Consider the following 25,497-nt stretch of genomic DNA (forward strand, 5'->3'; position numbering starts at 1 on the left):
TCTTCTTTATTAATTTCTTCAGAATTTGAAAAAGACATTGATGAAAACATGAAAAAACTAAAAAATACTATCTTCCATCTCATATACTTTCCCCATTTTATATTATTTTAATGTATTTAATTTTATTATACATTCTTTTGGATTAAATTAGTAGAAATTTTTGTTGCTTTTATGTAAAACAAGAAACATTTCCTACTATATCAATGAAGGAAAGGTATTATTCTAAAACAATTCATTTTTTAAATAGTATGAAGTAAAATACTAGATATACTAATTCTTAGAAGAAAAATTTTAACAAATAATTATTTAGACAATTATAAAATTACGAAAATATTCATTATAAATAATATGAATTTGACTTTTTCATTCAATTTGATACTATCTATATAGATAGTATCAAAAATATAAGTATATATATAATTTTTAAAAATAAAATTACATATTGCTTTATCTTTTCAGTGAGTATAGAACCTTCCAGCTTCTATACTCACTGTTTATTTATATAAATATATGCTTTTTTCTTAATATTTATATCTTTTCTCTTAATTTTATATGTTTTTTATATAAAAATATTCTTTATATCTAAAACTTTATTCTTATAAAAAAATAAGATACCCCCAAGCATGAAGGGGAATATCTCATAAAAATATATTTTCATTTTTATCTACAATACTATATTTTATAAAGTTATTTCTCATTTCTATAATATGTTTATATGTATCTAGAACTATTATTCCTGTACTTTCTTGATAATCATTCAATATTTTCCTTACCTTTGTAACTGCATTTTCTCTTGTGCTTGTATTTTCTATTTCTATATTTAAAGCTCTTCTTAATATTTCATAATCGTATATTTTACTTAAATTTTTTAATATAAATACTTCATAGTTAAAATTTCCTAAGGCTCTTTCTGAATATAAAATTTGTGCTAATCTAACAGATGCTTCTTTGTATAGCATTTCTATTATTTCTATATCAAGAACATTATCTAATATATAGCCTTTATATTCTTCAAAGTATGAAAGGTATATATCAAAGCTTTTAAACTCTTCTAAATTTAAAGACTTTCTCCTTATCCTTTTTGAAACCTCAAATCTGATTCTTTTTCTAAGATCAGGATAATTAGCAGTTATATCTTTCATCATATCATCTTCTGTCTTACTCAATATATTTTTATATTGATCATATATTACTAATTTACTATTATAGGAACTTATTGATTTTGTATCTGCATATGTTAAGGTTTCTTGCTCCTTACTTACTATATCAATTATTCCTTTAGTTGAAGATTTAGGTTTTTTTATTTGATACACTTGAGCGAATATCATGAATATATTTTGATGATTATGAAAACTTTCTTCTTCTCCCATGTAATAAGTAAATGGTATATCTACTCTTGTTAGGTTTATATCCTTAATGAGAGTTTTTAAATATGGATCATTCATTATATATTCTATAAGGTGTTTTTGTACTTCAAAGCATTCTCTTCTTGTTGATATTAGATATGCATTTATTCCTTTAAAAAATCTTGGGTATGATATTTTTACCGCTAAACTTCCATTTTTAGTCATTTGTAATACATCACAGTATGTGTATCCATATGTGCTTCTTAAATTATTAAAGCTATTCTGAAGAATTCCTATCTCCTCAAGTGTTATCCCTTCTTGTAATCCAATTACTATTTCTATTGTATCCATTCTTGTTTCCTCCATATTATATGATTTCTAATAGGTTGTTGATTAAAACTATAAAAGACTTCTAGCAATTAGAAGTCTTTTATAATAGAATATATAAATTTCAAAATATAGTTATCTCATATCCTCTCTATTCATTTTCTAAATAATACATCAATTAATCCTGCAATTATAGTAATTGCAAATCCTATTGCTGAAAAAATAGATATATTAATTAATATTTCAGAATTTATTGCAAACCCTATAATTGAAAATAAAATAATTGAAACTAAAAATATTAAAGCTGCCCTAAACATTTATATCATCCCCTTTTTTATTTCACTTTTTAAATTCTTATAATTTTATTATAATTATGATCTATCCTCATCTTTCTTTAATATTTTTAGAATATCTTTAGGTATCAATTTATAGACCTCTTCAACATTATCAAAACCTATCTGACTATTTTGTATCACTTTGTCATTTTTTTTATTAATCCTTATTATTATCTTTTTTTTGTCTTTTTGATAAACATAATATAATATTTCATTCTCAGTAAAAATCGCCTCTATGATTTGCCCATTTTCTTTTTTTAATTTACCTTCTGAAGTACTTAAAGAACCATTATATAAGACTTTTTCCAATGGAAATTTTAAGATAAATCCATCAATTTGTGTTCCATTATATTCTATTAAATAATTTCTATTTATATAAAATTTTCCTGTAGCCGATTCATTAAGATCTTTTATTCCCCCATTAAAACTATCTTCTATTGTCTGACCAAAAATTTTTATTTCTCCATTAAACACATCTTCTTCTTCCCATGTACCTTTAGCTTCAACTACTGTATATCCTGCAAGATTACGTAATATAAAATTTCCATTAGGAATCCCTTTATCATAATATATCTCTGATACAACAACTAAATTGCCAGTTCTATTTTCAACTGTATTTGTTATTCCTCCTTTAGCAGGTTTATTATTAGAATATAAAAGCATTTTTCCATTTTCTTGTCTAATAGTAAATGGTCCTCCATTATTATCACAACCAGTTAATAATGTCATTATTAATAACATTAATATTTTTAGTAATTTTTTAATATTTTTCATTTCAAAATCCTTCCTTAATTTATATTGTTTTTCTAACTTGGAAAATAACTAGTTTTAAATTATTGATCTGCATTCTTATTTTCTACTGCTGTTCCACAATTAGGACAGAATTTAACATTCTTAGGAAATGTAGCTTCACACTTACTGCATTTTATTTTGGAACTTATTGGTTTCTTTTTGCTAAACACCACAGTTGAACGTTTTATTATATATTCATTCATCTTAGGATAAGTTACACAACTAAGTACAGTTCCCAACATAGTGCTCATAGCTAGAGTAAACAATACTGAAAATGTTGAAGGTTCTGCAGAGCCTAACTCTAGTATAACTATTCCAAACAACATACTAGCTGATGATAAAGAAAACATTGCTGGTAATCCATATTTAAGTATTTTAGTTGCATAACCATTATCTTTAATTCTATCTCCATATACTTCTTCAAATAATTTACAGATAGATATAAGAGCTATGCTGAGCATAAATGCTGAAACAGAAGCATATACAGACAAAGTCTCTGTACTATCTAACATATTAAATTCTTCTGCCATAATTAGGCTTCCTATAAATACTAAAATTGCTGATATTGCTGATAAAATAATATTAAGTTTCATGATTTATTCCTCCTCTTTTTTATTTAGTTTGTAAAATCCTTCTAACTGGAAAATTTATTGTACTTGGTTTTCCATTTAAAATGATATTAAGTGTTCCATCTAATACACCATTTATATCTTTAGTTTTCTTATCAATTGGAATTATGAAAAAAACTAAATTAGAAACTTGTGTTCTTAAATCACTATTAGTAAATGATATTACAATATTATTTTCTGTATCAAAGTAATCTTCATCAACTGTTTCATAAAAATAATACTTACTATTTCCTAATAGAATTTCTTTTTTTCTCTCTATAATCATTTCTTTTAAATGTTGGGGATCCATCATATAAATATCTAAATCTTCATCTTTTGCCATATCTAGATCAAAAGTTAAATAAGCACAAAGTTCAATTGGATCTTCTATCCTTATTCGTCCAACTCCATTTTCAATAAAATATTTACTTTTAAATTTTTCTTTTTTTATTTTTTCTATAACTTTATTGAATTCATTAGATGCTTTAGTTCCTTCTGAAGTTAAATATTCTATTTTTGTACTGTCCTTTTTTAATATATTTTCAATTTTCTGTATTATACCTGCAAAACTAGAAATATAAATTAAAACTGTTAAAATTAGAATCAATATTTTTTTCATTCTTATTCTCCTCTTTTAAAATATTTTATTAAAAACTTCTTAAACATCCATCTTTCTTATTGTGATGCTAAATCCTAAATAAATACTTATTCTAAAAATAATTAATGATATTATTACAAATAGCCTAAGTACAATAATCCTCTCCAATTACAGCTACTTACTTTGTAAAAAAACTGGTAACACTTTTTCATTATTATCCTCTTAATATTAGTAACTTATTTCTTGTGTCAATTCCGCAGTGTACTCTTCTAATTTTCTTATTCTATCTTCTGTTTTAGGATGTGTTGAATATAGTATCTGAACTAAGCTATTAGAAGTTGATATTCCATATAATCTCTCAAGAGCTAAAAACTTATTAAAAACACTTATTAAGGAGTCTCTATATCCTAACTCAGCTACAAATTCATCACATTGATATTCTATTTTTCTATCATGTACTCTTAATAATATAGTTAATATTGTATCTGATAATAATTTTACAAATATAAAATAAATTATTAAGATTATTATGTCTAATACAAACGTATTATTTCTCTCTCTTGAATATTCTGATCTTTTTCCTATTCCTTTAATCCAAAATGATCCTACACTCCCAATTCCCTTCATAAATAAATTACTTATTAACATACACATAAGAAAAATCGTATCTTTATTTAATAGATGTGAAAATTCATGCATTAATACAGCTTTTAATTCATCTTCTGAAATATTTTCATCATATAAAAATCCTTCTGAGACACAAATAGTATTTTTTCCATAAGCGAATGCTTCTAATCCCCTAGTCTTAATTATTTCAAATTCAAATTGTTCTATTTTTAATTCCAAATTCTTCTCTGAATTAATAATTAATAAAATTTCATTAACAATAGAGTTCAAGTATTCTTCTTCTTTGTTCAACAACTTTCGAGTATTATTAATATAAAAGAACTTTAGTATCCCTATAAGTAAATCAGTAGATGCTAATACAGTCATTCCCAATGGTAATAATAAAGGAATTCCTAAAGCTATATATGGATTTCTGCAATTGAAAATCCCTATTAATATTGGTACTAATATAACCAGAGATATTAATGTATTTAATAAAATATTTATCCCCAATAGTAAATATGCTGTCTTTGTTCTAAAGCCTTGTCTCATTTTCTATAATTTCCTCCTAATTTTATTTTTAAAAAATTTTTTATTAATTTTAAAATTTTTTTATTATCTTCCATCCCTTTTTATAAACTTTATTCAGTATCAATTACTGTTATTTTATTCTTATCCTTAACTAATGATTTCTATTTGACTTACATAATAACTTTTTCCATTAACTAAAATTTGAAGATAGTTTTCTTTTTTATTTCTATCTATTTTCTCGATTCTTCCTTCTACTATTCCTTCAACAGTATGAAACTTTAATACTCTATATTCTTTATGGGATGACATTAAAAATGCTATTTTTTCTCTAAAAAGATTTACCTCTCTTAAAAATGATGGTAATACTGCATAAGATGAAAATATTTCTCTTATCATTTCTGATTCATTCATTCCATTTATTCCCTTTCGGATTTCAATATAAAATCCTGTATTTTCCTTATGTAATGTAAATTGTAAATACTCCTTTTCTTCAAATGACATCTCCTGACAATGATTTGATCTAAATCTTAAAGAAAACTTTAATAATATTAAATTACAAAGCTTGTACTTTGATATTTGGAAATGCTCTACATCTTTTGCTATTATTTCCAAAATATATTTGGGGACCAAAGCCCTTATATTATCTTTTTCTGCATTTATTTTCAACATTTCCAACTCCTTTCCACTTCCTTATATTCTACTATCAAATCTAAAAGGTGCCTATACATAGGATTTTCTTAATTTTATTTGTATATATACAATTTTTTCCATAAAAATAGTTTATACTTTTCAACATTTAATAAAAAAGAAGAGCAGAAATGTTTTCTGCTCCTTCTTCCACATCATATCTTTCTATAGATTCTTAAAAATTCTGCTATCTCTTCATTATCACTCACATTCAGTTTCTCATACTTTATATAAAACATATAAAGTGATTGTAATGTAATATCTTTTTCTATGCATGCTCCTGTTGTTTTAAAATATCTATACAGTTCATTATAAAATACTATCTTTACTGCTCTTTCAAATATATCTTCTTTTTTTAAGCTTAATATATAATTTTTAAATTTTAAATATTCTTCTGTTATCCTATCCATGATTCACTCCTTATGCTATAAGCTTAGTACAAGCATTTATTATTTCTGCATCCTTAGCCTTATCCTTCAAGTATTTTATATAATTATGGTCCTTTTCATATATCTCTTCCAATGTCATCCCTTTATATTTTCCAAAATCAATTATAATACCATTCCTTTTATTTTCTTTATCATCTTTAGAAATTATTTTATTATTGAGTTCAAGTTTTGGTTCTGTAATAAATATATAACCCTTTCCCTGTTGTTTTATTGGAAACCACATATTCTTTGCATTATATAGGTATCTTCCTATTCCAAATCCACTTGAAGCCACTCTTTTAAAAGCACTTGATATTCCCCCTTTTACTGATTCAAATTCTGTTGTTGGTGCTCCATCTTCCTTTGTAACCCATTTATCATTTATCTTTACTGACAGAGAACATATAAAACCTGCTGTTATCTCTTTGTATGATACACTCCATCCATCTACTCCAAATAAACTATCTAATCTATTTTGGATTGCGCGTGCTTGTACATATGCTAGTGCCATTCCTTTTGTTTTATCACTATTTGTTGCGCCTACTCTGAACTCAATTTCACTGTCTTCAAATGGTTCCTGCAATTTTTTCATTATTTCCTTTATCTCCATAAATTCTCCCTCCTAATACTCTTCTGGATACATAATAGTCCAATATTCTCCTACTGTTTCATCTATTCCTTGAACTGCCCAAATTTTTTCTTTATTCTGAACTTTAAAATTCAACTTATATTCCTTCTTTTCTTCTGGTATTTCCTGCTTATTTATTAAAGTATCTTCAGACATTTCAAATATCTGGAAATAATCCATATTTTTATTTATTCTTATCTTTTCTCTAAGTATTTCTATTATTTTTGCTAATATTCTCAAATCAAGATTCTCTCTTACATTTCTTGTTAAATATATATTTTCCATTCTCATTCCTCCATCAATATTTCATTTAAACCTTTCTTTTCTTCATTTCCATATATAAGAAGCTCAAAAGTTTTCAGCGCAGTATTAAAACATTTACCTAAGTCTATACCTTTTCTATATCCAGCAAGATATTTATATTTTCCCGATATGTCTAAATTAAAATAGGAACCATATATCATGGCTCCTAATTCCGCTTCTGTTTCCTCTTCATTTTTATTAATCTTTTCTCTTTCTTTTTTAAAGTGATTCATAAAATGTATAAACTCATGTACTAAAGTTCCTGTCATAGCTGTATAATCAGTTTCTACTACATATATTTTCTCTCCATCTGTCATTCCTCTCGCTCTTCCAAGATTTTCTACTTCTTTTACAATAGTATACTGTTCTATTATCTCTTTAGTTTTATTATATAGCCTGTCTGAATTATACCAGCTATTCTCCCCTATCTTTAAACTTGTATCTATGTCTGGTATCACCACTGCATTTTCTCCTGCTTTTGTCTGGGATATATCAAATACATTACAGTATTTATATCCATATATGTGTAATTCCTCCGATTCTTCTTCAATATTTTTTCTGATAAGTGGGATTAATATTTTTATCCCTTTACTGCCTTTTGATACATAATATCCAAGTTCTTCCCATTTCTTATATCCTGCTACAAATGATGCCAGAGGATTTTGCTTATATATCAATATACTATTTCTTACACTATATGAATAAAAGTGTCTTCTTCTAAATTTTATAAATTCCTTCAGCTCCTGTGAATTATCTACAAAATCTTTTATCTTAATATCTATTCCCGCTTTAAGCTCTTCTAATACTTTTTGAAAACTATTTTCCCTTGCTTTCATTTTCAACGCCTCCTTTTATTTTATAAGCAGATTATAGTCCTCCACAATTACTGCTCCTGCTATTTCTTCTCCATTTTTCATTTTCTGTGCTATTAATGCTTTATCAGGTGATATTTCCTGCTTTATTCTTAAACATTCTTCTGGTAGTTTAGATATATCAATAATTTCTACTTTACTTGATTTCCTAAGATTATAGTTCCCAAGTTCTGTTTCTATCTTCTTTTTACCTAAAAGTACGAGTATATTTTTTAGATATCCTTTTAAAGATTTTACTTTATTTTCACGATTTTTCTTTACATCCTCAAGTCTTTCTATCTCTGTTTTTACTGATATTGCTTCAAGTTCAAGATTTCTTATGTACTTAAGAATATTTGTTCCTTTATTTTGCAGTTCTTCTTTCAAATATTCCATAACATCTTTATATGTTTCTTTATCTGCTTCCTGCTGTTCTGAATCTAAAAATATGTCCAGGGTGTCAATCATAGCCCCTGCTATCTCATATGTTTTCATATGTATCTTCCTCCTTTTAATCATCATTAAATAAATCATCCAATGCTCTTAATGTTGTTCCTGCTATAACTAATATTCCAGCTATTGTTCCTAACATTCTTCTCCTCCTCTTATTTTAAAAAACAAAAAGTCCAATCTTCCCTTAAGGAAAACCAGACTTTTTTATCTTTGATTCAGTTTATAATATATAATTATTTAAAAATTTTGTAATCAAGTACTTTCATTTCTCTGTAAAGTTAATGTTTTCCTTACATACTTCAGAAATAGCTATCTATGAAAAATTGAATATTCTGATCTTATTTCTAAAACCATTCCTAAAACTTCAAAATCACCTTCTTTTAGAACTATTTCAAAAAACTCTTCTCTATTATATAAAAATCTTTCTCTATATTGACATATGTAAAAATCTCTTCTCACATCTAAACAAGTTATAACTGTTTTGTTAAAATTGCTATTCTCCCTTTCCACTAAAAATAAATTACAATCTAAATATTTTTCTTGTAAGTATGACTCTCCAAATGTGCTTTCTCCTTTTTCTTTAATTTTTTTTACTTTTCTTTTAAAATGTTCTATATTATTCTTAATATTCTCTATATTTAATCTAACAAAACAAAGTCTTCCAAATTCTATTTTTTTATATTCTTCTGCTGTATCTACTTTTACATTAACATTATGTAAAAAATCATCTTTAAATTCCTCTATTTCTTCAGTTGTATTTTGAGACTCTAAAAGCCTTTCATCTAAACTAGTATGAGGTTTTTTTAAAATTTTTTTTCCATTCACATGAGACAATTCATTTCTATATAAAACATCTATTTCATATTCAAAAATCTTTTCTTCAGTATAGTCTAACAAAATTAAAGAATAAATCTGATTTGATTTAAAATAATCACCATACAATTCAACTATTCCATATCCTTGTACTGAATTTCTATCTCTATATTTTCTTACAAACTTATCAATAACATTTAGAGGAATTGACCTATAACCTTTTAAATAGCCATTTCCAATAATTATAGGTGATTTATTTTCAACTAAAAAATCTTCATAAAATTTCTTTCGATCTTTATTATATTCTATATCAATTATATTCACCATTCTTAAAATTGTTTTTAAATAACAATAAATTTCAAATTTTAAAGGGCTTGATAAAAAAAATGAAAGTGCAATTTTTTTATAAAAATCATTTTTTAACAAGCTTTTCAAATAATTTTCTCTTAATTCTGATAATTTAATTTCACTCTTTCCTAATAAAATCAATCTTTCTTCTATACATAAAAGATAAAATTCTATTTTTTTTATTAAATTGTCTGTATCTTGAGATATGTTTAAACTTTTTTCTAATTTTCTTTTTTCATTTTCAAGTTCTATTTTAATGTTCTTTAATAAGTTCACAGAGCTTTTTCCCTCTTGTACAGAATAAAAAAATTCAATTATAAGACGACATGCCTTTATAGTATTTATAAAAAATTCTTCTTCTCGTGAAACTGCTATTCCTGCTATATATTTTGATATATTAGGATTATTAGTATTACATATTACTTTAAATGAAGTTTTTTCTAACTCTTTAATTTTAAAGATAACTTCTTCACTGATTTGGAGTTCTTGAGCATACTCACCATTAATTTCATTTAATATTCTATGTAAAATTTCATCAAAAGACATATAAGCTAACTTCATATCTTTGGTATATATAATTCGAAAACTATATTCAGAGCTGTTATCATACAATTCTGATAAATTTTTCATTTTTTTCATAACTACATACTCTGTATCTTTAAAAATAGATTGATCTAATCCATATTCATTTTTTATTATTATTTTTTTCATATTTATCTCCTTTCTAAATTATTTTTTAATTTTTAAAATTAAAACTTGATAAATTAATTTTTTATAGTATTATTATGTTGTGTATGCTTTTAACTTTTAAAAGTTATTTTTATTTATTTTAATTCTATGGAGTATGGTACCATAAAAACAAATATATTTGCAAGAAAATCTAAAGTAAAAGGAGAAATTTATGAATACCCAGAATAATCAATTCAATAATTTGGTATCAATAAAGCTTAACACCAAAAGTAGTTTTGAACAAAGAAAGATATTTGAAAAAGAAATTTGCAATGAAAAATTAATCAGAAATTATCGCCCCTCTCCATCTACAGAGAGAAAATTTATTAACAAAGAATATTTTCGATTTTTTACAGACTGTGCAACAATCCAAGATCAATTTTTTCTTATAGACATTTTTAATAATTTTTTTGGATTTAGTGATTTTAATAAAATGAAAGATTCAGCTTATTCTACAATTGAAAAATATTATCTTGAACTATTTTCACCTTTTACTAAGGTGGATGAGAGAGATAATATTATTGAAATCTCTTTTTTAAAACACTCTCCTATATCTCCAAAAGAAATTTTCACTGATATAAAACATTATGAACGTATCAAGCTTATTACTTTTATTCTAGAACATATGGGATTCTTATTTGAAGTTTTTTCTCTTGATGACTTTTATCTAAATCCATTATTTGGTATCTTTCTTTATCGTTATCATCATCTTCATAAATTTGATGAAGATAAGCTTAAAAATATCCTTAGATGTCATAAATGTCATTCTTCAATGGAGTTAGATTTAGATCATTTCAAAGAAAAGGGATTAAGAACACAAGAAGCATATTATTCATGTCCTCACTGCAAAACATCTAGTAGTTATACAAAACTACTCAAAACTTATGAAACAAATAAAAAAAATTCTTATAACTAAAGGAGAACAAGTATGAAAAAAACAAAAATACAACTTATCCCTATGCTTTCTGTTATGAAAGAAAGCATAAAAAATCCAAGGCTCTCATATGCTGATATTGAAAGTAAAATTTCAAGTACCTATGAAGATTTTCTTGATCATAGTTTCTCTATTAATGATAACTTTAATCTTATCATTAATAGTACTGGTAGAGATGGAAAAAATATGTTGGCAAAAGAAAAAATTATCTATTCTATGCTCATAATACCACAGTTACAAAATGCAGTTCATTTATGGGCTTATGGTCGCCCTTCTCTTGGAAAATCATATCTCTTTAAGAATGTTTTTTCCTCTACTTCAACCAGCATAAGTGGAAATATTACTATCCCACAATTATGCGGTAGTTTAAGAGAAAATAAAGCTGAAAGTATTCTTTTTACTTTTAAATCTCTTGCTTTTGAAGATATCCAAAGCTTTCCTTTAACTACTGAAATAGTAGGAAAGTTATTAGATATTCTCAGTACTGGTAATATAAGCAGAAGTGAAAAAGAATCCAAAGTTACAGATAGTAGCATCATTTTTATTGGAAATTATAGAGATGATATTGAAAGTAAACTTCAAGAAAACCCATATGATAATCTCCAAGAAAGTGTAAGTACTTCTTTTAATGAAAAACTCAACACAGAAGCTTTTAAATCTAGAGTATCTATTGTTCCCTTGTGGTTATGCCGTACTTTACCACTAATTAAAGACAGCTCTTCATTTGGAGTCAAGATAGATTTTCTACTTGATAAATTCTCTGAACTTCGTTCTCAAGTACCTTTAGTAAACGATTTTTCCAATCTAAGTATGGAAAGACTAAAAAATAATGCTAGAAGTCTTACCAATGGTTTTTATAAAATAGGATACTTCTCATCATTAGTTGATGGTGATACTAATTTTTCTCCACTTGACATAGAAGCATTTAATTTTATATCAGAAAAAATAGCAATGCTTCCATTTAGCAATAAAAAATTAGTATTAACAGGGAATGAAGCTATTAATCAGCTTTGGATAAAGCTATCACAAGATTTTATGCCCTATCCAATAACTTCAATCACTGAAGCATATGTTGATGAAAATAGAGTTACTCTTCGCTTTAAAGAAGAACCTGAAGTGCTTTATAAAATTGCTATTGATCCTAAAGGCATTGAATATAATGCTAAAGAAGTAGAAATCTTCAGTGAAGCTGATGAATTTTTAAAAGAAGAACTTGTCCCTGTTGTTTCTATCAGAAATGATAATATTGTTATAAAAGCCATTACCAAATCTAGTGTTTTAAGTTCTTATCAAAAAATAAATCATATAGATTCTTTAATTGGCGACCATATGAATATTGAAGAGCTAAAAGCTAGTTGTACTGATCAAAATTTTATTAAAATGTTTGATTTTTTAATGGAGCGCCTTACTAAAGAAACTAGTGTGTTAAAAAATGAATTAAATGAAATAAAAAAATATAATCATAAAATTCTTATGGAATGTACTACAAAGGAACAAAGATTGGCAATAGGCTTTTATAAACCTTCTAAAGAAGAATATGAAGAATTAATAAATGAAGAAATTGAAATCATTCAAAAAATGACTAGTACCCACAAAGAACTTTTTAAAAACTACTATTTCACATTTGATAAAAATAGCAAAAGAAGTACTTTACTTCATTATTTTTTTCTTCGAAATGAAAATTTAAGTTTTCAAAACATATCTGAACTCTCAGATAGAGTAGGAGCTTTATAGCAGTGATGGTTATATATTATAAATAGAGAGGAGGATCAAAGAATGTCTACAAGAATGTCTATAAAAGAAGCAGCAACTCTATTAGGTTTACCTGAACAGACACTAAGAGTCTTTCTTCAGTATGAAAAATTCAAAGAATTTGGTGAAGCTATAAAAAAAGAAGGCTCGAAACACTGGACCTACTATATCAATGAAAATAGACTCTATGATTATCTGAAAATGAAAAAACCTGCTTAGGCGGCAACCTAAACAGATTTTAATCAGATATTCTAGGCAAATTTACCAGAGAATATACTCTGACTGCATATTTAGAGTATACCATCTCTGGTATTTTTAATAAAGAAATATTTTAAAAGAGGAGATGATACAATGAGAAGAGCTAATGGAAATGGAGGAATTACAAAAGTTTCTGGCAATCGAAGAAAGCCATATAAAGTTACTATCACTAAAGGTTGGGATCCAAATACTGGAAAACAGATAAAAAAATTGCTTGGATATTTCGTTTCACAAAAAGAAGCAAATAAAGCTCTTGCTGATTATTTAGATACACCATATGACTTAGAACTATCAAATATTACTTTTAAATATATTTATGATAAATGGAGTCAAGTTAAATATCAAAAAGTTAGTAATTCAGCTATATTAGGTTATAAATCAGCATATGATAATGTAGAAAAGCTTCACTATATGAAAATAAAAGAGATAAAAACAAGACATTTGCAAGAAGCAATAGATAATTGCCCTAAAGGCCTAGCTACTAAAAAGAAAATAAAATATCTATTTGGACAAATATTTGCATATGCTATGCAGAATGACATTATATCCAAAGATTATAGTAAATTTATAGATATTGGAAAAAATACTTCTGAGAATAAAAGAAAGCCATTCAGCACTAAAGAAATAGAAATATTATGGCAGCAATTAAATAATATCGAATTTATTGATACTATACTGATCATGATTTATAGTGGGTTTAGAATAGGAGAACTTCTTGAACTAGAAATTGTTAATATAGATTTAGAAAATAAAACTATGACTGGGGGATTAAAAACAGAAGCTGGTAAAAATAGACTCATTCCTATACATCCTAAAATAATACCACTAATCAAAAATCGATATGATCTCAATAATAAATATCTTATTGTAAATTTTAAAAACAAACAAATGAAATATGATAACTATTATCGAGAAAAATTCATTCCTATAATGGAACAATTAAATATGATACATCGTCCTCATGACTGCCGTCATACCTTTGCCACATTACTTAGTAATGCTAATGCCAATGCTACTGCTATCAAGAAAATGATAGGCCATGAAAGTTACATTACAACTGAAAAAATCTATACTCATAAGGACATAGAAGAGTTAAGAAAAAATGTAGAATTAATAAATTAATGAATAATATCCTGTATTTTTTACAGGGTATTTTCTTTTTTATGTTAAACTATCTTTATTTAAGGAATTAGAAGAAAAAAGCCTGGGTTCTGTATGGTACCTGTATGGTACCTACTATCTACTTTTTTTATATATTTTCACATTTTTATACAAATAAAAAACCCCACAAACATTGTGTTTGTGGAGTCTGTAAAATCCAACCAATTATCTTTTTGAGAATTGGAAAGTTTTGATTTTATTAATATAGATGTTTATTTTGTTACCTATATGTTTCCTACATATCTATTTTTCAATAAATCTTTCTAAATTTAGCTCTTATATAATTAATATTTTTATTGCTATTATTCTAATTAAAGTTTCAATTGATTTTGATTCTCATTTTTCTTTTTTTGAATTTTTTCAAAATGTTTATCAAACTCTATATCAGTTGTATTTTTATATTTTGAATATTTTATAATTAAATTTTTTTCTTCATAAAAATCAATCAAGGTTTTCATCGCTATATAACCTAACCCTATTGGTACTGCATTTCCTATTTGTTTATATATTTCAGTTATTTTACCCTCAAAAATCCAATTATCAGGAAACTCTTGAATTCTTGCATATTCTTTTATTGAAAGTGGTCTTAATTCAGTAGGATGACATAACATTGTGGCTGGCATCGTTGGTACAGTTACTAATGTAGGTGAAGGTTGAGAAAAACTTAATCTCCTATAAAAGCCTGTTTTCCCCCCCCCTAAATAATATGCTCCTCCCATGGCTTCTTTTTTTAAATCTTCTGGTAAATTTGTCCAATTTTCTCCTTCTTTCAATAAAGATAAAAATTTTTTATTTCTATCTGATAATTCATTATATTCAGATAATTGAGGTTTTTTTAATCCTTTTAAAGCTTCTCTCAATGTTTTCCATGGCAAAGTATTCCTAATAATAGAATTTTCGCTATGTGTTGGTCTTGGAATACTTATTCTTTCATCTCCATAATATCCAAATAAAATCATTCTTTCTCTTTTTTGTGGAACTCCATAATTAGCAGCATTCAATAAAGCAAAACTTACTGTATAACCATAATTTTTAAGCTCTGTTTTCAGAAACTTCAAAACACTTCCTGGCAATTCTTTTATATTTTCATATTTTGAAAATTCCTCTGGAACACTATTTAACTTAGCAGTTAATAATCCTCTTACATTTTCCATTAAAAAGAATTTAGGTCTAATTTCCTCTATTATATTCAAAAATCTAACCATTGTATTTGCTCTAAAATCTCCTAATCCCAATTGCTTGCCTGCATAACTAAATGGTTGACATGGTGGCCCTCCAATAATTGCAAATACTTCCCCTTTTTCCAATCCTGCTACTTCTAATATTTTTTCACTACTTACTTCATTTATATCAGATTCTATAACTGGAATTTTAGTGTTTCTTCTTATTGTTGCTGCTGCAAATTTATCTTTTTCTATACAAACTTTTATTGTTGCCCCAGCTTTTTCTGCTCCTATATCCAATCCCATAGCCCCTGAAAATAATGATATTACATTGTACATTCTAGCCTCCTATACCTTATATATTATTATTTTATAATATATAATTATCTTTTAAATTTTATCATCCTTTATAAAAAATTGGTAGCTATTATTTTAAATATAAAAAAATGATTTCTAAATAAATTTGAAATCATTTTTATCTTTTCTATTCTTCAATTATTTCATCTTCATCACTTTGTAAATTATCCCAATAATTTCCTGGAATTAATAACATAGGGTTATTTCTTATACACATTTTTATAAAAGTTTCATATTTTTCCTCTGTTAATTCAATATTTGGCTGATTATTACTTAATTTTCTTTCGTTTATTTTGTTATTCAACTCTCTCCAATTAAAAGTATTTTCTCCATTCAGCGGTTTCCCTATTCTATTCCATTTTTCAATAGTTCTTCCATTTCTAACTGTAATACTTGAACTATTTTCTGTATTATATTTATTTTTTATTTGTAATAATGTATTGCTATTTAAATGATAGAAATCTACACTTCTAATTATACTTCCCCTACACCATATCCAACCATATTCTTCTATATTCCTAGCTATAAATTCTTCTAATAATTCTCCTTGAATATTTTCAATATTCATACAAAGATTATGCGCTTCTTGTATTCCTAGAAGACAATCTTCACTCAAATTTATATATTTTTGTTTTAACATAATATTTATAACTGGGTCTGGAAGAGTTTGTACTCCACTAGCTATTTTAGATGAAGGATATGTTTTTTCCATTGCTTTTTTCAATTTTTCAATCCATTTATTTACATAACTTGAAGCATCAACAATTTCATTACTTCTTATATTAGGAAAAAGATCTATATCATTCATACAGGAATTATATAAATAACAATAATTTGCTTTTGATCGCAGTATTTCTTCGCTTTGTTGACTTAAGATTATATCACTCATATGAAAATCTTTTAATGATGGCATTTTACCTCCTACATAAATAATATTTATTTTGGGTATAATTAATTTGAAGTTACTATAGCTTCTATTTTTTTACGCATATCTCTATAATCACTATCTTCTCTATTTTCCAATACATATACTCTTATAAATTCACTTTTATAATTTACTAATTTACCTATGACAGATAATTTATCTTCTGCTAAATAAGATATTTTTTTTGTATCAATCTCACATAGTTTTATAGCTTCTCTCATATCTTCTTCATAATTTTCTTTTTTTTGTGTTAAAGTATAATGATTCTGAATTTTTTCAATTGTTATAGGAACAATTTGATATCCCCATTTATCTGTTTTTAAAATTTCCGTAATTTTTTCAGGATTTTTCATTAAAATCCATTTTAAAATTGCACATTTTGAAGATGATTCTTCTTCATATAAATCTTTCACTTCAAAAACTACCTTAGGCCGAATTCTCTTACAATACATTTCATATAATTCTTTGTATTCTTCATCTGGTATCTTATTATCCAGTATTTCTTTATAATAATTTTGAAAAGCAACTTCTAAAAAAGAATCATTGAAATTTAAAAAATTATCCTCATTAACATTTTCTTGAATTTCTTCTAAAGAATTAAAAAGAAACTTTTTCTTTTGAATAAGTTTGATATACATACTTTTTATCATACCTTCAAATGCTATATTAGTTTTATGAAAAATAACTTGTGAATAATGAAAATATCTAGACATTAAAAAATGTTCTATAACATGTTGGCCTTTTTTATTACAAACTAAAATTTTATTTTTTCCACTTTCTTCACAACTATCAGTAATTAGTAATAATCTTATCAAATATTGTAGATCAACCATCCCATATTTTACACCTGTTTGATATGAATCTCTTAATAAATAATCCAATCTATCTGCATCTAAACTTGAATGTAGTAATTGAGTATATACCATATTTCTTGAGCCTCTTTCTCCTGTAAATATCTCTCCAATTTCTAAAGGATCCAGTTCATTTTCTTTCAGTATATCAGATATTTCTCTGTGATTTATAACTATATATTTTCCTAGATGCTCATGGTGAGCACTTTTAGAATGTGAAGAACACAACTCATATAATTTTTCTGAATTTTCATTTAATGGCATCTGTAAAAAATTTCTTCCATTATCAATATCCTTACAATAACTATATACACTTTCACCCAAATGAGAAAATGGGTAATGACCTATATCATGTAATAATGCTGCTACTCGCATTTTAACTGCATCTTCTTCATCTATATCTCCTCTTTTTAATAAATGTTCTGTCATTAATCCCATAATATGTAAAACTCCTAATGAATGAACATATCTAGAATGTTCTGCTCCTGGAAAAACATAATTTATTCTTGCCAATTGTCTTAAGCCACGCAACCGTTGAAAAATTGATGTATCAATAATTTTCATCTCTAATTCAGTAATTCCAATCGCACCATATATAGGATCATTAATATACTTTATTGGCCTTAATTTATCTGTCACCTATTGCCTCACTTTTTATAAATTTTTGTTCAGTTAAAATATTAAATGCAAATTCACACTGATTAATATCATATTTTGATTTATATGCTATTAATTTTTCAAATAAAGAATTTTTATTTGAAATATCTATTTTCCAACTTTCTTTATTAGTATAAATATACAATAATGAAGCCAGCAATTCATACCATTCTGCCGTTTTCATATTTTCATTTTTTTTCTTTTCAAAAAATTTAACTTTTTTAATATTTTTCTCAACATTATCATTCAATTTATATGTTTTTGCATAATTATTTGCTTTTAAAATATCAAGAGTTGTTTCTAAATCTATTGCTAAAGAAGGAGAATAAGGTCCCCTTGTATACCAATTATATTTATAACCTAAATCTATCCCTAAAGATTCTAACAAATATATTTTTTTTTGAGAAATTAATCTATCTTCAAAACTTTCATTACTTAATCTCATTTTTTGAAAAATTATTCCTTTTGCAATTATATATTCATTCATTTTATCTCCTCCTTTTTTATTTTTAATATATTTTTTATTTATATCAAACATTATATCATATTTCTCAAAAAAAATGTATTATTCTCTTTGTGCTCAAGATATCTAATTATATGTTTTTTGTATTTAAATTATCAGCTCTTTTCATAGATTTTCTCCAAACCCATATCATAAGTATTTCAAGCTTAACCTCATAAGTTGAGTTCCATTTATTAAAATGATCCCTTTCAACTTGGCTTCTTCTTCAACTTCTTTACTGAATCCACCAGTACAAACCAATACTTTATAAATTCTATTTTCAATATTATTCAAGTTTTTTACTATCTTTTCCAATTGTTCTATTCCTTCTAATTCATTACATTCTCCATCTTTTTTCTTTACTTGTACATAAATTTTATTAAAAGCAATTTCATTATCTATTTCTCCTAATATTGGCAAATTTCTTATAAAAATTCTATCTACATCTCCACCTTTTCCATCATAACTATTTCTCTTATCAACTACATAACCTTGATTTATAAAAATTTTTTCAACTAAAGTTTCCACTTCATTATTTCTAATTGTAAATATTTCTTGATTTAAATTTTTTATATTTTCTTCAAATCTTTTCTTTATAATTTCTTCAAGTTCTCTAATTTCATAGTTGCTTTCTAAACTTAATAATTCTTTTATAGCCTTTTTAATATTTTCATCTTTTACACTATTAATGGCAGTTTGATAACCTCTTAATTTATTATGAATTTCTTTACTATACTCATTGCTTAAATAATTAAAAGTTTTTAACTTTTTAATATTTATTCTAATGATATGTCCATAATCTTCTATTCCCTTTTCTACTTTAAAAGTATACTTTTCTGCTACTTCTACTACTGATAAAGTATCCCAATAAGGATATTTAGGAATTACAATTATATCTCCTTTTTCCATTTCCAACATTTTTAATAAATTAGTATGTTTTTTTCTAATATAATCTAATTTATTATAATCATTTTTCCATACTTGTAAATAACTACAGATCCACTCTTCTTTCTCTCTCTGTTCTTCAAATGTATCTAAAAGAGATAATCCTAAAGCTCCCCAACCTTGCCTTAATCTTCCCTGTTCTATTTCTTTTTTTAAATAATCAAGATTATTATAATCTATTCTAAAAATATAGTATCTCATTTTTTCTTTCCTCCTTTTTTATTTATAAAATTGTAAAAATTCTTTAAGTATATCATCTATTTTTATTATAAGGTCAGAATAATTTAAATTTATTCTACTAATTTTCTTTGTAGATTTTTTATTAAATTCACTTTTTTTATTTTCTGATAATTTTGAAATATTTTCATAACTGCTCCCTAGCTCCAAATAGATTTCTTTTTTTCTATAGTTATATACAAAACAAATATAGAATCCATCATTTATTTTATTCTTTCCATATAAAAATGCAATTCCTACATCACATATTTTAAGTCTTCCTTGTCCTACAAAACCCTTCAATAAAAAATTTTTATATCTATATTCATTTTTAGCATTTGCATAAATTTTGTACTTTAAATTTGTAGCCCCCTTAATTGTCTTTTCATTATTTTCAAATTTTTTATCAACAAATTCAATTAACTCACTTACAATCTCAATTACTTCTGTGCTTTTTAGTTCCAAATTTATTCCTCTTCACATAGTAAGATTTTATAATTACTCAGTTTCTTTTTTATATTAGTTTATCTATATTTTCAAAATATAATAACTATATCCATTACTTAAATTTTTCCAGTCTACTACATATTTTTTTTCTATATTTATAAAAAATTTATTTTCTCCTGTTGGTTTTTCTATATTTTCCTTTATGATTTCATTTTTTCTAAAATATTTATATATTCCATCAACTTTATTCCCAATAATGTATCTTTTATCATCTGTTAATACTATGCTCAATCCATTTGTAAAGCCACTCCTTGTTAACTCTTCCAAAAATTTTAAGTCTCTTAAAAATGCAAACATATGTTCTGGATGCTGTCCTTGAGATTTTAATGGATGCTTCAACTCTATTGCATATTTTTCTTTCTTATCTTTACTATATACCACTATATCAATTTCTTTTTTAATAAATTCTTTTTTATTTAAAACTTTAAAAAAATAACTGATATTTCTTTCAAACTCTATATTATATTCTTTGCCTAAATTTTCTCTTAAAAAAATGCCTAATTCATGCTGAAAACTAAATTCATTATATATCCTAGTAAACTGTTTTTCCTCTTCCAGTTTTAAAAAACTTTCTATCAACTTTATTAATTCTAAAATCATATTCACTCCTCTATTTATTTATATTTACTATATTTTATCATTTTTTGTAATCTAATTATAGTGCTGTTATAATTAAATATATCTATTTATCAGTTATAAAATTACAAAAATATTCATTATAAATAATATGAATTTGACTTTTTTATCAAATTTGATACTATATACATGTATATAGTATCAAAAATACAATTATATATATATATTTTTAAAATAAAATTACATTTTAAAAATTTCTTATATAATTTCTTATTCTTTCTAACTTTTCTCCTGTCTTCATAATAATAACCTTTCTTCTTTTTTCATACTCGGAAATTATTTTTCTTACTGTTGTTATAGCATTTTCCCTTGTTTTTATACTACCACATGCTTTATTTATAGCTTGCCTTAAAATTTCATAGTCATAGATATCTTTTATTTCATTTAATATGAATTTCTCATATGTAAAATTACTACTTTTTCTATCTTCTATTAATTGATATGCCAATTCATCTATTCTTTTTTCATATACCTTTTCAATCTCATCTAAATTTAATAAATTATCAAATATATACTTTCGATATTTATTCTTATAATCAGAAAATAAATCTTCTTCTACAAATTCCACCATAGAAAATGCTTTTCTTCTTATCCTTTTCGATACTTCTATTCTCATTCTATCTTCCAAGTCTGGAAAGCTTTTTAACGTCCTCTCCATCTCTTCTGGTTCTAATTTACTTTTTAAATTTAAATATTGATTGTAGATTATTACTCTCTTATTGTATCCACTTGCTGTTTTTGAATCACTATAGACAATAGTTTCTTTTTCTTCTGATATTAAATCTTCATATGCTTTCGGACGTCCTTGAGAATTTCGCTTATAATACACCTCTCCCATAATTTTGAATATATTGATATAATCTGAAAATCTTTCAAATTCATTCATAAGATAAGTAAATGGTATATCCACTCTTGTAAGCACTATTTCATCTAAATTTCTCAATAAACTGTTCTGCTTTATATTTTTTATAAAATGCTCTTGAACATCTAGACATTCATATCCTTGTCTTATAATATATGCATTATTTCCAAAGTAATATCTTGGATATGATATTTTTACTATTATCTCATTTTCTGATTCAAAGCTTAATACATCACAATATTTATATCCTTTTGGGCTTTTAATATTAGTAATATAATCTCCTGCTCTCAAAATTGTTTCTGTACTTCTGTGTCCTTTTCTTAAAATAATTTTAATTGAAATTGTATCCATATTCTTTCCTCTCCTTTAAATTATTTTTATAATCTAAAGAGTTTTTAATATATTCAATTAACTAGTATTTCAGTGAGTATCAGTTTCATTGCATTCACTGATACTCACTGTTTATATAGAAAAATACCTTTATTTTATATAAAAATGCTTATTTTTCCTCTATTTTCCCACTTTTTATGGTTATTTTTGTCCTTTTTTATATTAAAATACTAGTTGTAAAATATATCTATTTTTTAGTCAACCCCTTAGAATACAAGGGATTGTTAAAGTAAAATATTATTTTTATTAATTTAGAATAAATAAAAAAACCAATAACTTTTTAAGTTATTGGTTCAGCATTATTTTCTCTTTTATAATTCCTCTTTAAATTCAGGAAATTTTTCTTTAGTTCTTTTCAATAAATATCTTTCTACTTCTTCAAGCCAATTATTAAAATTTTTTTCTATTCTTTTTAAAAACTCTTGTACAATTTTTTTTAAATTCTCTTTATTTTTTTTATTATTTGCCTTTTTCATTTCATAAGCTAAAAGACCTGCTATTAAAATAGATAAAGGCAGTACTAATCCATTACTTGTCATTGCTAAAATGGTTCCTGCTACTACAACAGTTCCAGGAATTATTATTTTTTTATAATCTTCTTCTTCAATATATTTTATATCTTCTATCTTAAATTTAAAATTATCTATTATATCTTTTCTAAATTGATATCTATTGAATAAGTTGCGGTTCTCTGTACTATTTTTAAAAAAAGAACTTTTTTCAAATAAACTTTCTTGCATATCATAATAGAAATCTTTTAAAAGAATTTCACATTCTCTATCTAGTTCTCTAAATGTTATTTTATAAATATTATTAATTATTGTTTCTGATTTCTCATCACTTTCTATTAATTTAAAAGAAGATGTTTTTAATTTTTTTAGCATATTCTGGATCTTTTCAGAATATTTATCTCTTTCATATAATTTCATTTCTATCTCCTTCTATAAATCTTATATTTTTCTTTATAACCTTTATAATTTTTTCATTTTCTTGTTTTGACTTATAAATTGCTCCCAATATTTCTTCTATTTTTAATTTTTTTTCAATTAATTTCTCATTATTCTCATACAATACTTCTGTTTTTTTTAGCTCGTCTTTTCTTGTATCTATATTTTTTTGCAATATTTTTTCATATTTTTCAATTGTATTTGTTAGATATGAGCATAGATATTTACTGAGTTTATTACTTATTTCATTTGCCCTATCTGTAATTGAATCTTTTATTTTATTTACATGTTTGTCTTGTGAATATTTATGAATATATTCTACTTTTCTAAAAGTTATCCCATTTTCATATTCTTCTACTTCTTCTGAATCTTTTTCTGTTTCTTTTTTTATTTTTTCAAAATCTTCTGAAGTAAATTCAGGTATTAGATATGAATAATCATTTATAGTATCAGTATATATTATCTCTCTATTACATTTTTCTTGTATTTCTTTTATAATATTTTCTTGATAGTTTTTTAAATGATTTCTAAAATAAAAAAAATGTTTTTCAAGTTCTTCAAAAGTTACTATTTCATTCATACTTCTACTATATTCTTCTATTTCATATTTTATCTTTTCATTTATAATGCTGTTATATTCTCTATCAATAGCTTGAACTTTAATATTGGCAATATCTTCTTTTTCTTCTATTTCAGCAATAATTTTACTGATTTTTTCTTGTATTATCTTTGGATCTATAATATCTAAAATACCTTTATCTTGCTCTAATTTAGAAGAAATTCTTTTATAAAATTCCTCGATTGTTTTTAAAAAATCTTTTGCTAATAAATAAAAAGATTTTCTTCCAAATTTATCTACTACCTTTGATAAGTGTAAAAAATTTGATTTATTCTCTATCTTTTTTATCAAATCTTCCAAATTCTTAGTAGTCCGAGAAAAACAAGCAGTTATTGCTGGGTCAATAGAATTTTCATTTTCATCAATATATTCACACAATTCCTCAAAAGTTTTTTTAGAATTTTTAATCTCAATTCTATATAATCTTAAAAGACTATCTACTGCTAAAATCTGTTCTTTATTTATTATGTTTTGATAATATTTATATGCTTCATTAAATTTTTCTTCTAAATTTTTTGAAGATAATTTACCAGCTTTTGTTAATACTAAAAATGAAGTATCTCTATTTATTGAATTTTTTATAATTAGTTCTTGTAAGGCTTTTGATTCTATTGGGACTTCTACTGAATGTAAAAAAATTATAGCATTTACATTTTTTATATAGTCTTCAGTAATACTTCCTAATCCTCCTATTGCATTAACTCCAGGGCTATCTATTATTTCAATTCCCTTCATATCATCTGATTCAAAAGGATATTCTATACTTATTTCTTTTATAAGATTTCTCCAATCTCCATCTTTCTTACTGTTAATATATTCTTTAATTAATTTTTTATATTTTTCATCATCTGTGCCAGGCTCTTTTTCATTCATTATACCATTAATAAATTCATCAATTTCTTTTTCATAAATTTTTTCTCCATTCTTTTTAAAAAATATTTCATAATTTATTAAGTCTACTGGTATATCTCTATATTTTTCATTTATAGCTCCATTCTCTTTTAAAAATCTTTGTATTTTGTTAATCTCTTCATGTTCAATAAAATTATTATCCCCTTTAGTAGCTATTAATTTAATTTTTTCTCCATATTTTATTTTTATTATTGAACTTGTACACTGTAAAATTCCTGTTGGTAATAAATTCACTCCCAAATATGCATTTATAAAAGTAGATTTTCCACTTTTAGCTTCTCCTAAGACCATTAACTTAAATTTATCATTTTTTATATCTTCTGCCAATTTTCTTATACTTTCTATTACTCTTTCTTCTTCACCTTGACTTTTTATATATTCTAATCCTTTCAAATTAGAAATATTTTTTTGAAAATAATTGTAATTTCTTAATACTTCTTCCTTTATTTTTTGATAATCGTTTTCTATCACTTTTTTCCTCCATACATAACATTTATCCAATTATTTATAAATACATCGC

27 protein-coding genes are annotated in these 25,497 nt (G+C 24.7%); 4 read left to right on the forward strand and 23 right to left on the reverse strand.

What is annotated here, in order from left to right; genetic code table 11:
* Positions 1 to 638 precede the first annotated feature (638 nt).
* The 13 genes from E6771_RS11970 to E6771_RS12030 all read right to left on the reverse strand — a co-directional run bounded on the left by E6771_RS11970 (position 639) and on the right by E6771_RS12030 (position 10,365).
* A complete protein-coding gene (locus E6771_RS11970; protein ID WP_316091553.1) occupies positions 639 to 1,697 on the reverse strand; it encodes a hypothetical protein in 1,059 nt (352 codons plus the stop codon).
* A gap of 131 nt (positions 1,698 to 1,828) precedes the next feature.
* On the reverse strand, positions 1,829 to 1,990 hold the full coding sequence (locus E6771_RS11975) for a hypothetical protein (protein WP_316091554.1): 162 nt from the start codon (positions 1,988 to 1,990) through the stop codon (positions 1,829 to 1,831).
* Between the two features lie 54 nt (positions 1,991 to 2,044).
* Complete coding sequence (locus E6771_RS11980) at positions 2,045 to 2,782, reverse strand: hypothetical protein (protein ID WP_316091555.1); 738 nt, start codon at positions 2,780 to 2,782, stop codon at positions 2,045 to 2,047.
* A 59-nt stretch (positions 2,783 to 2,841) separates the two neighbouring features.
* Entirely contained in the window at positions 2,842 to 3,393 is a 552-nt protein-coding gene (locus E6771_RS11985; RefSeq protein ID WP_316091556.1) for a zinc ribbon domain-containing protein, read from the reverse strand.
* Between the two features lie 19 nt (positions 3,394 to 3,412).
* Positions 3,413 to 4,027, reverse strand: a complete 615-nt coding sequence (locus E6771_RS11990; protein ID WP_316091557.1) for a hypothetical protein — start codon at positions 4,025 to 4,027, stop codon at positions 3,413 to 3,415.
* Positions 4,028 to 4,234: 207 nt separating this feature from the next.
* Positions 4,235 to 5,164: a M48 family metalloprotease gene (locus E6771_RS11995; protein ID WP_316091558.1), complete on the reverse strand. Its 930-nt coding sequence runs from the start codon at positions 5,162 to 5,164 to the stop codon at positions 4,235 to 4,237.
* Between the two features lie 126 nt (positions 5,165 to 5,290).
* Positions 5,291 to 5,812 (reverse strand): DeoR family transcriptional regulator, encoded by a 522-nt coding sequence (locus E6771_RS12000; protein ID WP_316091559.1) that lies wholly within the window; start codon positions 5,810 to 5,812, stop codon positions 5,291 to 5,293.
* A gap of 173 nt (positions 5,813 to 5,985) precedes the next feature.
* On the reverse strand, positions 5,986 to 6,240 hold the full coding sequence (locus E6771_RS12005) for a hypothetical protein (RefSeq protein ID WP_316091560.1): 255 nt from the start codon (positions 6,238 to 6,240) through the stop codon (positions 5,986 to 5,988).
* Between the two features lie 10 nt (positions 6,241 to 6,250).
* On the reverse strand, positions 6,251 to 6,868 hold the full coding sequence (locus E6771_RS12010; protein WP_316091561.1) for a Rad52/Rad22 family DNA repair protein: 618 nt from the start codon (positions 6,866 to 6,868) through the stop codon (positions 6,251 to 6,253).
* A gap of 12 nt (positions 6,869 to 6,880) precedes the next feature.
* On the reverse strand, positions 6,881 to 7,171 hold the full coding sequence (locus tag E6771_RS12015) for a DUF960 family protein (RefSeq protein WP_316091562.1): 291 nt from the start codon (positions 7,169 to 7,171) through the stop codon (positions 6,881 to 6,883).
* 2 nt (positions 7,172 to 7,173) lie between these two features.
* On the reverse strand, positions 7,174 to 8,025 hold the full coding sequence (locus E6771_RS12020) for an ArdC-like ssDNA-binding domain-containing protein (RefSeq protein ID WP_316091564.1): 852 nt from the start codon (positions 8,023 to 8,025) through the stop codon (positions 7,174 to 7,176).
* 15 nt (positions 8,026 to 8,040) lie between these two features.
* Positions 8,041 to 8,535 (reverse strand): siphovirus Gp157 family protein, encoded by a 495-nt coding sequence (locus E6771_RS12025; RefSeq protein ID WP_316091565.1) that lies wholly within the window; start codon positions 8,533 to 8,535, stop codon positions 8,041 to 8,043.
* A gap of 267 nt (positions 8,536 to 8,802) precedes the next feature.
* Positions 8,803 to 10,365: a hypothetical protein gene (locus E6771_RS12030; RefSeq protein WP_316091567.1), complete on the reverse strand. Its 1,563-nt coding sequence runs from the start codon at positions 10,363 to 10,365 to the stop codon at positions 8,803 to 8,805.
* A 190-nt stretch (positions 10,366 to 10,555) separates the two neighbouring features.
* Here E6771_RS12030 and E6771_RS12035 point away from each other — a divergent pair, with 190 nt between their 5' ends.
* The 4 genes from E6771_RS12035 to E6771_RS12050 all read left to right on the forward strand — a co-directional run bounded on the left by E6771_RS12035 (position 10,556) and on the right by E6771_RS12050 (position 14,449).
* A complete protein-coding gene (locus E6771_RS12035; protein ID WP_316091569.1) occupies positions 10,556 to 11,299 on the forward strand; it encodes a hypothetical protein in 744 nt (247 codons plus the stop codon).
* A gap of 12 nt (positions 11,300 to 11,311) precedes the next feature.
* Complete coding sequence (locus E6771_RS12040) at positions 11,312 to 13,051, forward strand: BREX system Lon protease-like protein BrxL (RefSeq protein WP_316091571.1); 1,740 nt, start codon at positions 11,312 to 11,314, stop codon at positions 13,049 to 13,051.
* 42 nt (positions 13,052 to 13,093) lie between these two features.
* Positions 13,094 to 13,288, forward strand: coding sequence for a hypothetical protein (locus tag E6771_RS12045; protein ID WP_316091573.1), 195 nt, complete (start codon positions 13,094 to 13,096; stop codon positions 13,286 to 13,288).
* Between the two features lie 132 nt (positions 13,289 to 13,420).
* Positions 13,421 to 14,449 (forward strand): tyrosine-type recombinase/integrase, encoded by a 1,029-nt coding sequence (locus E6771_RS12050; protein WP_316091574.1) that lies wholly within the window; start codon positions 13,421 to 13,423, stop codon positions 14,447 to 14,449.
* A 350-nt stretch (positions 14,450 to 14,799) separates the two neighbouring features.
* On the opposite strand, the gene E6771_RS12055 is transcribed toward E6771_RS12050, so the two are convergent.
* From E6771_RS12055 to E6771_RS12100, 10 genes are all read right to left on the reverse strand, one after another.
* On the reverse strand, positions 14,800 to 15,990 hold the full coding sequence (locus E6771_RS12055) for a DNA cytosine methyltransferase (RefSeq protein WP_316091576.1): 1,191 nt from the start codon (positions 15,988 to 15,990) through the stop codon (positions 14,800 to 14,802).
* Positions 15,991 to 16,135: 145 nt separating this feature from the next.
* Positions 16,136 to 16,921, reverse strand: coding sequence for a SinI family restriction endonuclease (locus tag E6771_RS12060; RefSeq protein ID WP_316091577.1), 786 nt, complete (start codon positions 16,919 to 16,921; stop codon positions 16,136 to 16,138).
* A 38-nt stretch (positions 16,922 to 16,959) separates the two neighbouring features.
* Entirely contained in the window at positions 16,960 to 18,423 is a 1,464-nt protein-coding gene (locus E6771_RS12065) for an HD domain-containing protein (RefSeq protein WP_316091578.1), read from the reverse strand.
* The gene (locus E6771_RS12070) at positions 18,413 to 18,928 is read right to left on the reverse strand and encodes a hypothetical protein (RefSeq protein ID WP_316091579.1); all 516 of its coding nucleotides are present in this window, start codon (positions 18,926 to 18,928) and stop codon (positions 18,413 to 18,415) included. The genes E6771_RS12065 and E6771_RS12070 overlap by 11 nt, the downstream gene beginning before the upstream one ends.
* A 165-nt stretch (positions 18,929 to 19,093) precedes the next feature.
* Complete coding sequence (locus tag E6771_RS12075; RefSeq protein WP_316091580.1) at positions 19,094 to 20,089, reverse strand: restriction endonuclease; 996 nt, start codon at positions 20,087 to 20,089, stop codon at positions 19,094 to 19,096.
* Between the two features lie 18 nt (positions 20,090 to 20,107).
* Positions 20,108 to 20,569 (reverse strand): hypothetical protein, encoded by a 462-nt coding sequence (locus E6771_RS12080; protein WP_316091581.1) that lies wholly within the window; start codon positions 20,567 to 20,569, stop codon positions 20,108 to 20,110.
* 63 nt (positions 20,570 to 20,632) lie between these two features.
* Positions 20,633 to 21,211, reverse strand: a complete 579-nt coding sequence (locus E6771_RS12085) for a hypothetical protein (protein ID WP_316091582.1) — start codon at positions 21,209 to 21,211, stop codon at positions 20,633 to 20,635.
* A 223-nt stretch (positions 21,212 to 21,434) separates the two neighbouring features.
* Entirely contained in the window at positions 21,435 to 22,460 is a 1,026-nt protein-coding gene (locus E6771_RS12090) for a hypothetical protein (RefSeq protein WP_316091583.1), read from the reverse strand.
* 350 nt (positions 22,461 to 22,810) lie between these two features.
* Positions 22,811 to 23,428 (reverse strand): hypothetical protein, encoded by a 618-nt coding sequence (locus E6771_RS12095; RefSeq protein WP_316091584.1) that lies wholly within the window; start codon positions 23,426 to 23,428, stop codon positions 22,811 to 22,813.
* Entirely contained in the window at positions 23,415 to 25,448 is a 2,034-nt protein-coding gene (locus E6771_RS12100) for a dynamin family protein (RefSeq protein WP_316091585.1), read from the reverse strand. Before E6771_RS12100 ends, E6771_RS12095 begins: the two co-directional genes overlap by 14 nt.
* Positions 25,449 to 25,497 lie beyond the last annotated feature (49 nt).

The organism is Fusobacterium sp., assembly GCF_032477075.1.
Classification (GTDB): domain Bacteria; phylum Fusobacteriota; class Fusobacteriia; order Fusobacteriales; family Fusobacteriaceae; genus Fusobacterium_A.

Bases quoted from the DNA above. Each gene is read 5' to 3' on its own strand.
- E6771_RS11970 (WP_316091553.1), bottom strand. From the start codon at position 1,697: ATGGATACAATAGAAATAGTAATTGGATTACAAGAAGGGATAACACTT.
- E6771_RS11975 (WP_316091554.1), bottom strand. From the start codon at position 1,990: ATGTTTAGGGCAGCTTTAATATTTTTAGTTTCAATTATTTTATTTTCA.
- E6771_RS11980 (WP_316091555.1), bottom strand. From the start codon at position 2,782: ATGAAAAATATTAAAAAATTACTAAAAATATTAATGTTATTAATAATG.
- E6771_RS11985 (WP_316091556.1), bottom strand. From the start codon at position 3,393: ATGAAACTTAATATTATTTTATCAGCAATATCAGCAATTTTAGTATTT.
- E6771_RS11990 (WP_316091557.1), bottom strand. From the start codon at position 4,027: ATGAAAAAAATATTGATTCTAATTTTAACAGTTTTAATTTATATTTCT.
- E6771_RS11995 (WP_316091558.1), bottom strand. From the start codon at position 5,164: ATGAGACAAGGCTTTAGAACAAAGACAGCATATTTACTATTGGGGATA.
- E6771_RS12000 (WP_316091559.1), bottom strand. From the start codon at position 5,812: ATGTTGAAAATAAATGCAGAAAAAGATAATATAAGGGCTTTGGTCCCC.
- E6771_RS12005 (WP_316091560.1), bottom strand. From the start codon at position 6,240: ATGGATAGGATAACAGAAGAATATTTAAAATTTAAAAATTATATATTA.
- E6771_RS12010 (WP_316091561.1), bottom strand. From the start codon at position 6,868: ATGGAGATAAAGGAAATAATGAAAAAATTGCAGGAACCATTTGAAGAC.
- E6771_RS12015 (WP_316091562.1), bottom strand. From the start codon at position 7,171: ATGGAAAATATATATTTAACAAGAAATGTAAGAGAGAATCTTGATTTG.
- E6771_RS12020 (WP_316091564.1), bottom strand. From the start codon at position 8,025: ATGAAAGCAAGGGAAAATAGTTTTCAAAAAGTATTAGAAGAGCTTAAA.
- E6771_RS12025 (WP_316091565.1), bottom strand. From the start codon at position 8,535: ATGAAAACATATGAGATAGCAGGGGCTATGATTGACACCCTGGACATA.
- E6771_RS12030 (WP_316091567.1), bottom strand. From the start codon at position 10,365: ATGAAAAAAATAATAATAAAAAATGAATATGGATTAGATCAATCTATT.
- E6771_RS12035 (WP_316091569.1), top strand. From the start codon at position 10,556: ATGAATACCCAGAATAATCAATTCAATAATTTGGTATCAATAAAGCTT.
- E6771_RS12040 (WP_316091571.1), top strand. From the start codon at position 11,312: ATGAAAAAAACAAAAATACAACTTATCCCTATGCTTTCTGTTATGAAA.
- E6771_RS12045 (WP_316091573.1), top strand. From the start codon at position 13,094: ATGTCTACAAGAATGTCTATAAAAGAAGCAGCAACTCTATTAGGTTTA.
- E6771_RS12050 (WP_316091574.1), top strand. From the start codon at position 13,421: ATGAGAAGAGCTAATGGAAATGGAGGAATTACAAAAGTTTCTGGCAAT.
- E6771_RS12055 (WP_316091576.1), bottom strand. From the start codon at position 15,990: ATGTACAATGTAATATCATTATTTTCAGGGGCTATGGGATTGGATATA.
- E6771_RS12060 (WP_316091577.1), bottom strand. From the start codon at position 16,921: ATGCCATCATTAAAAGATTTTCATATGAGTGATATAATCTTAAGTCAA.
- E6771_RS12070 (WP_316091579.1), bottom strand. From the start codon at position 18,928: ATGAATGAATATATAATTGCAAAAGGAATAATTTTTCAAAAAATGAGA.
- E6771_RS12075 (WP_316091580.1), bottom strand. From the start codon at position 20,089: ATGAGATACTATATTTTTAGAATAGATTATAATAATCTTGATTATTTA.
- E6771_RS12085 (WP_316091582.1), bottom strand. From the start codon at position 21,211: ATGATTTTAGAATTAATAAAGTTGATAGAAAGTTTTTTAAAACTGGAA.
- E6771_RS12090 (WP_316091583.1), bottom strand. From the start codon at position 22,460: ATGGATACAATTTCAATTAAAATTATTTTAAGAAAAGGACACAGAAGT.
- E6771_RS12095 (WP_316091584.1), bottom strand. From the start codon at position 23,428: ATGAAATTATATGAAAGAGATAAATATTCTGAAAAGATCCAGAATATG.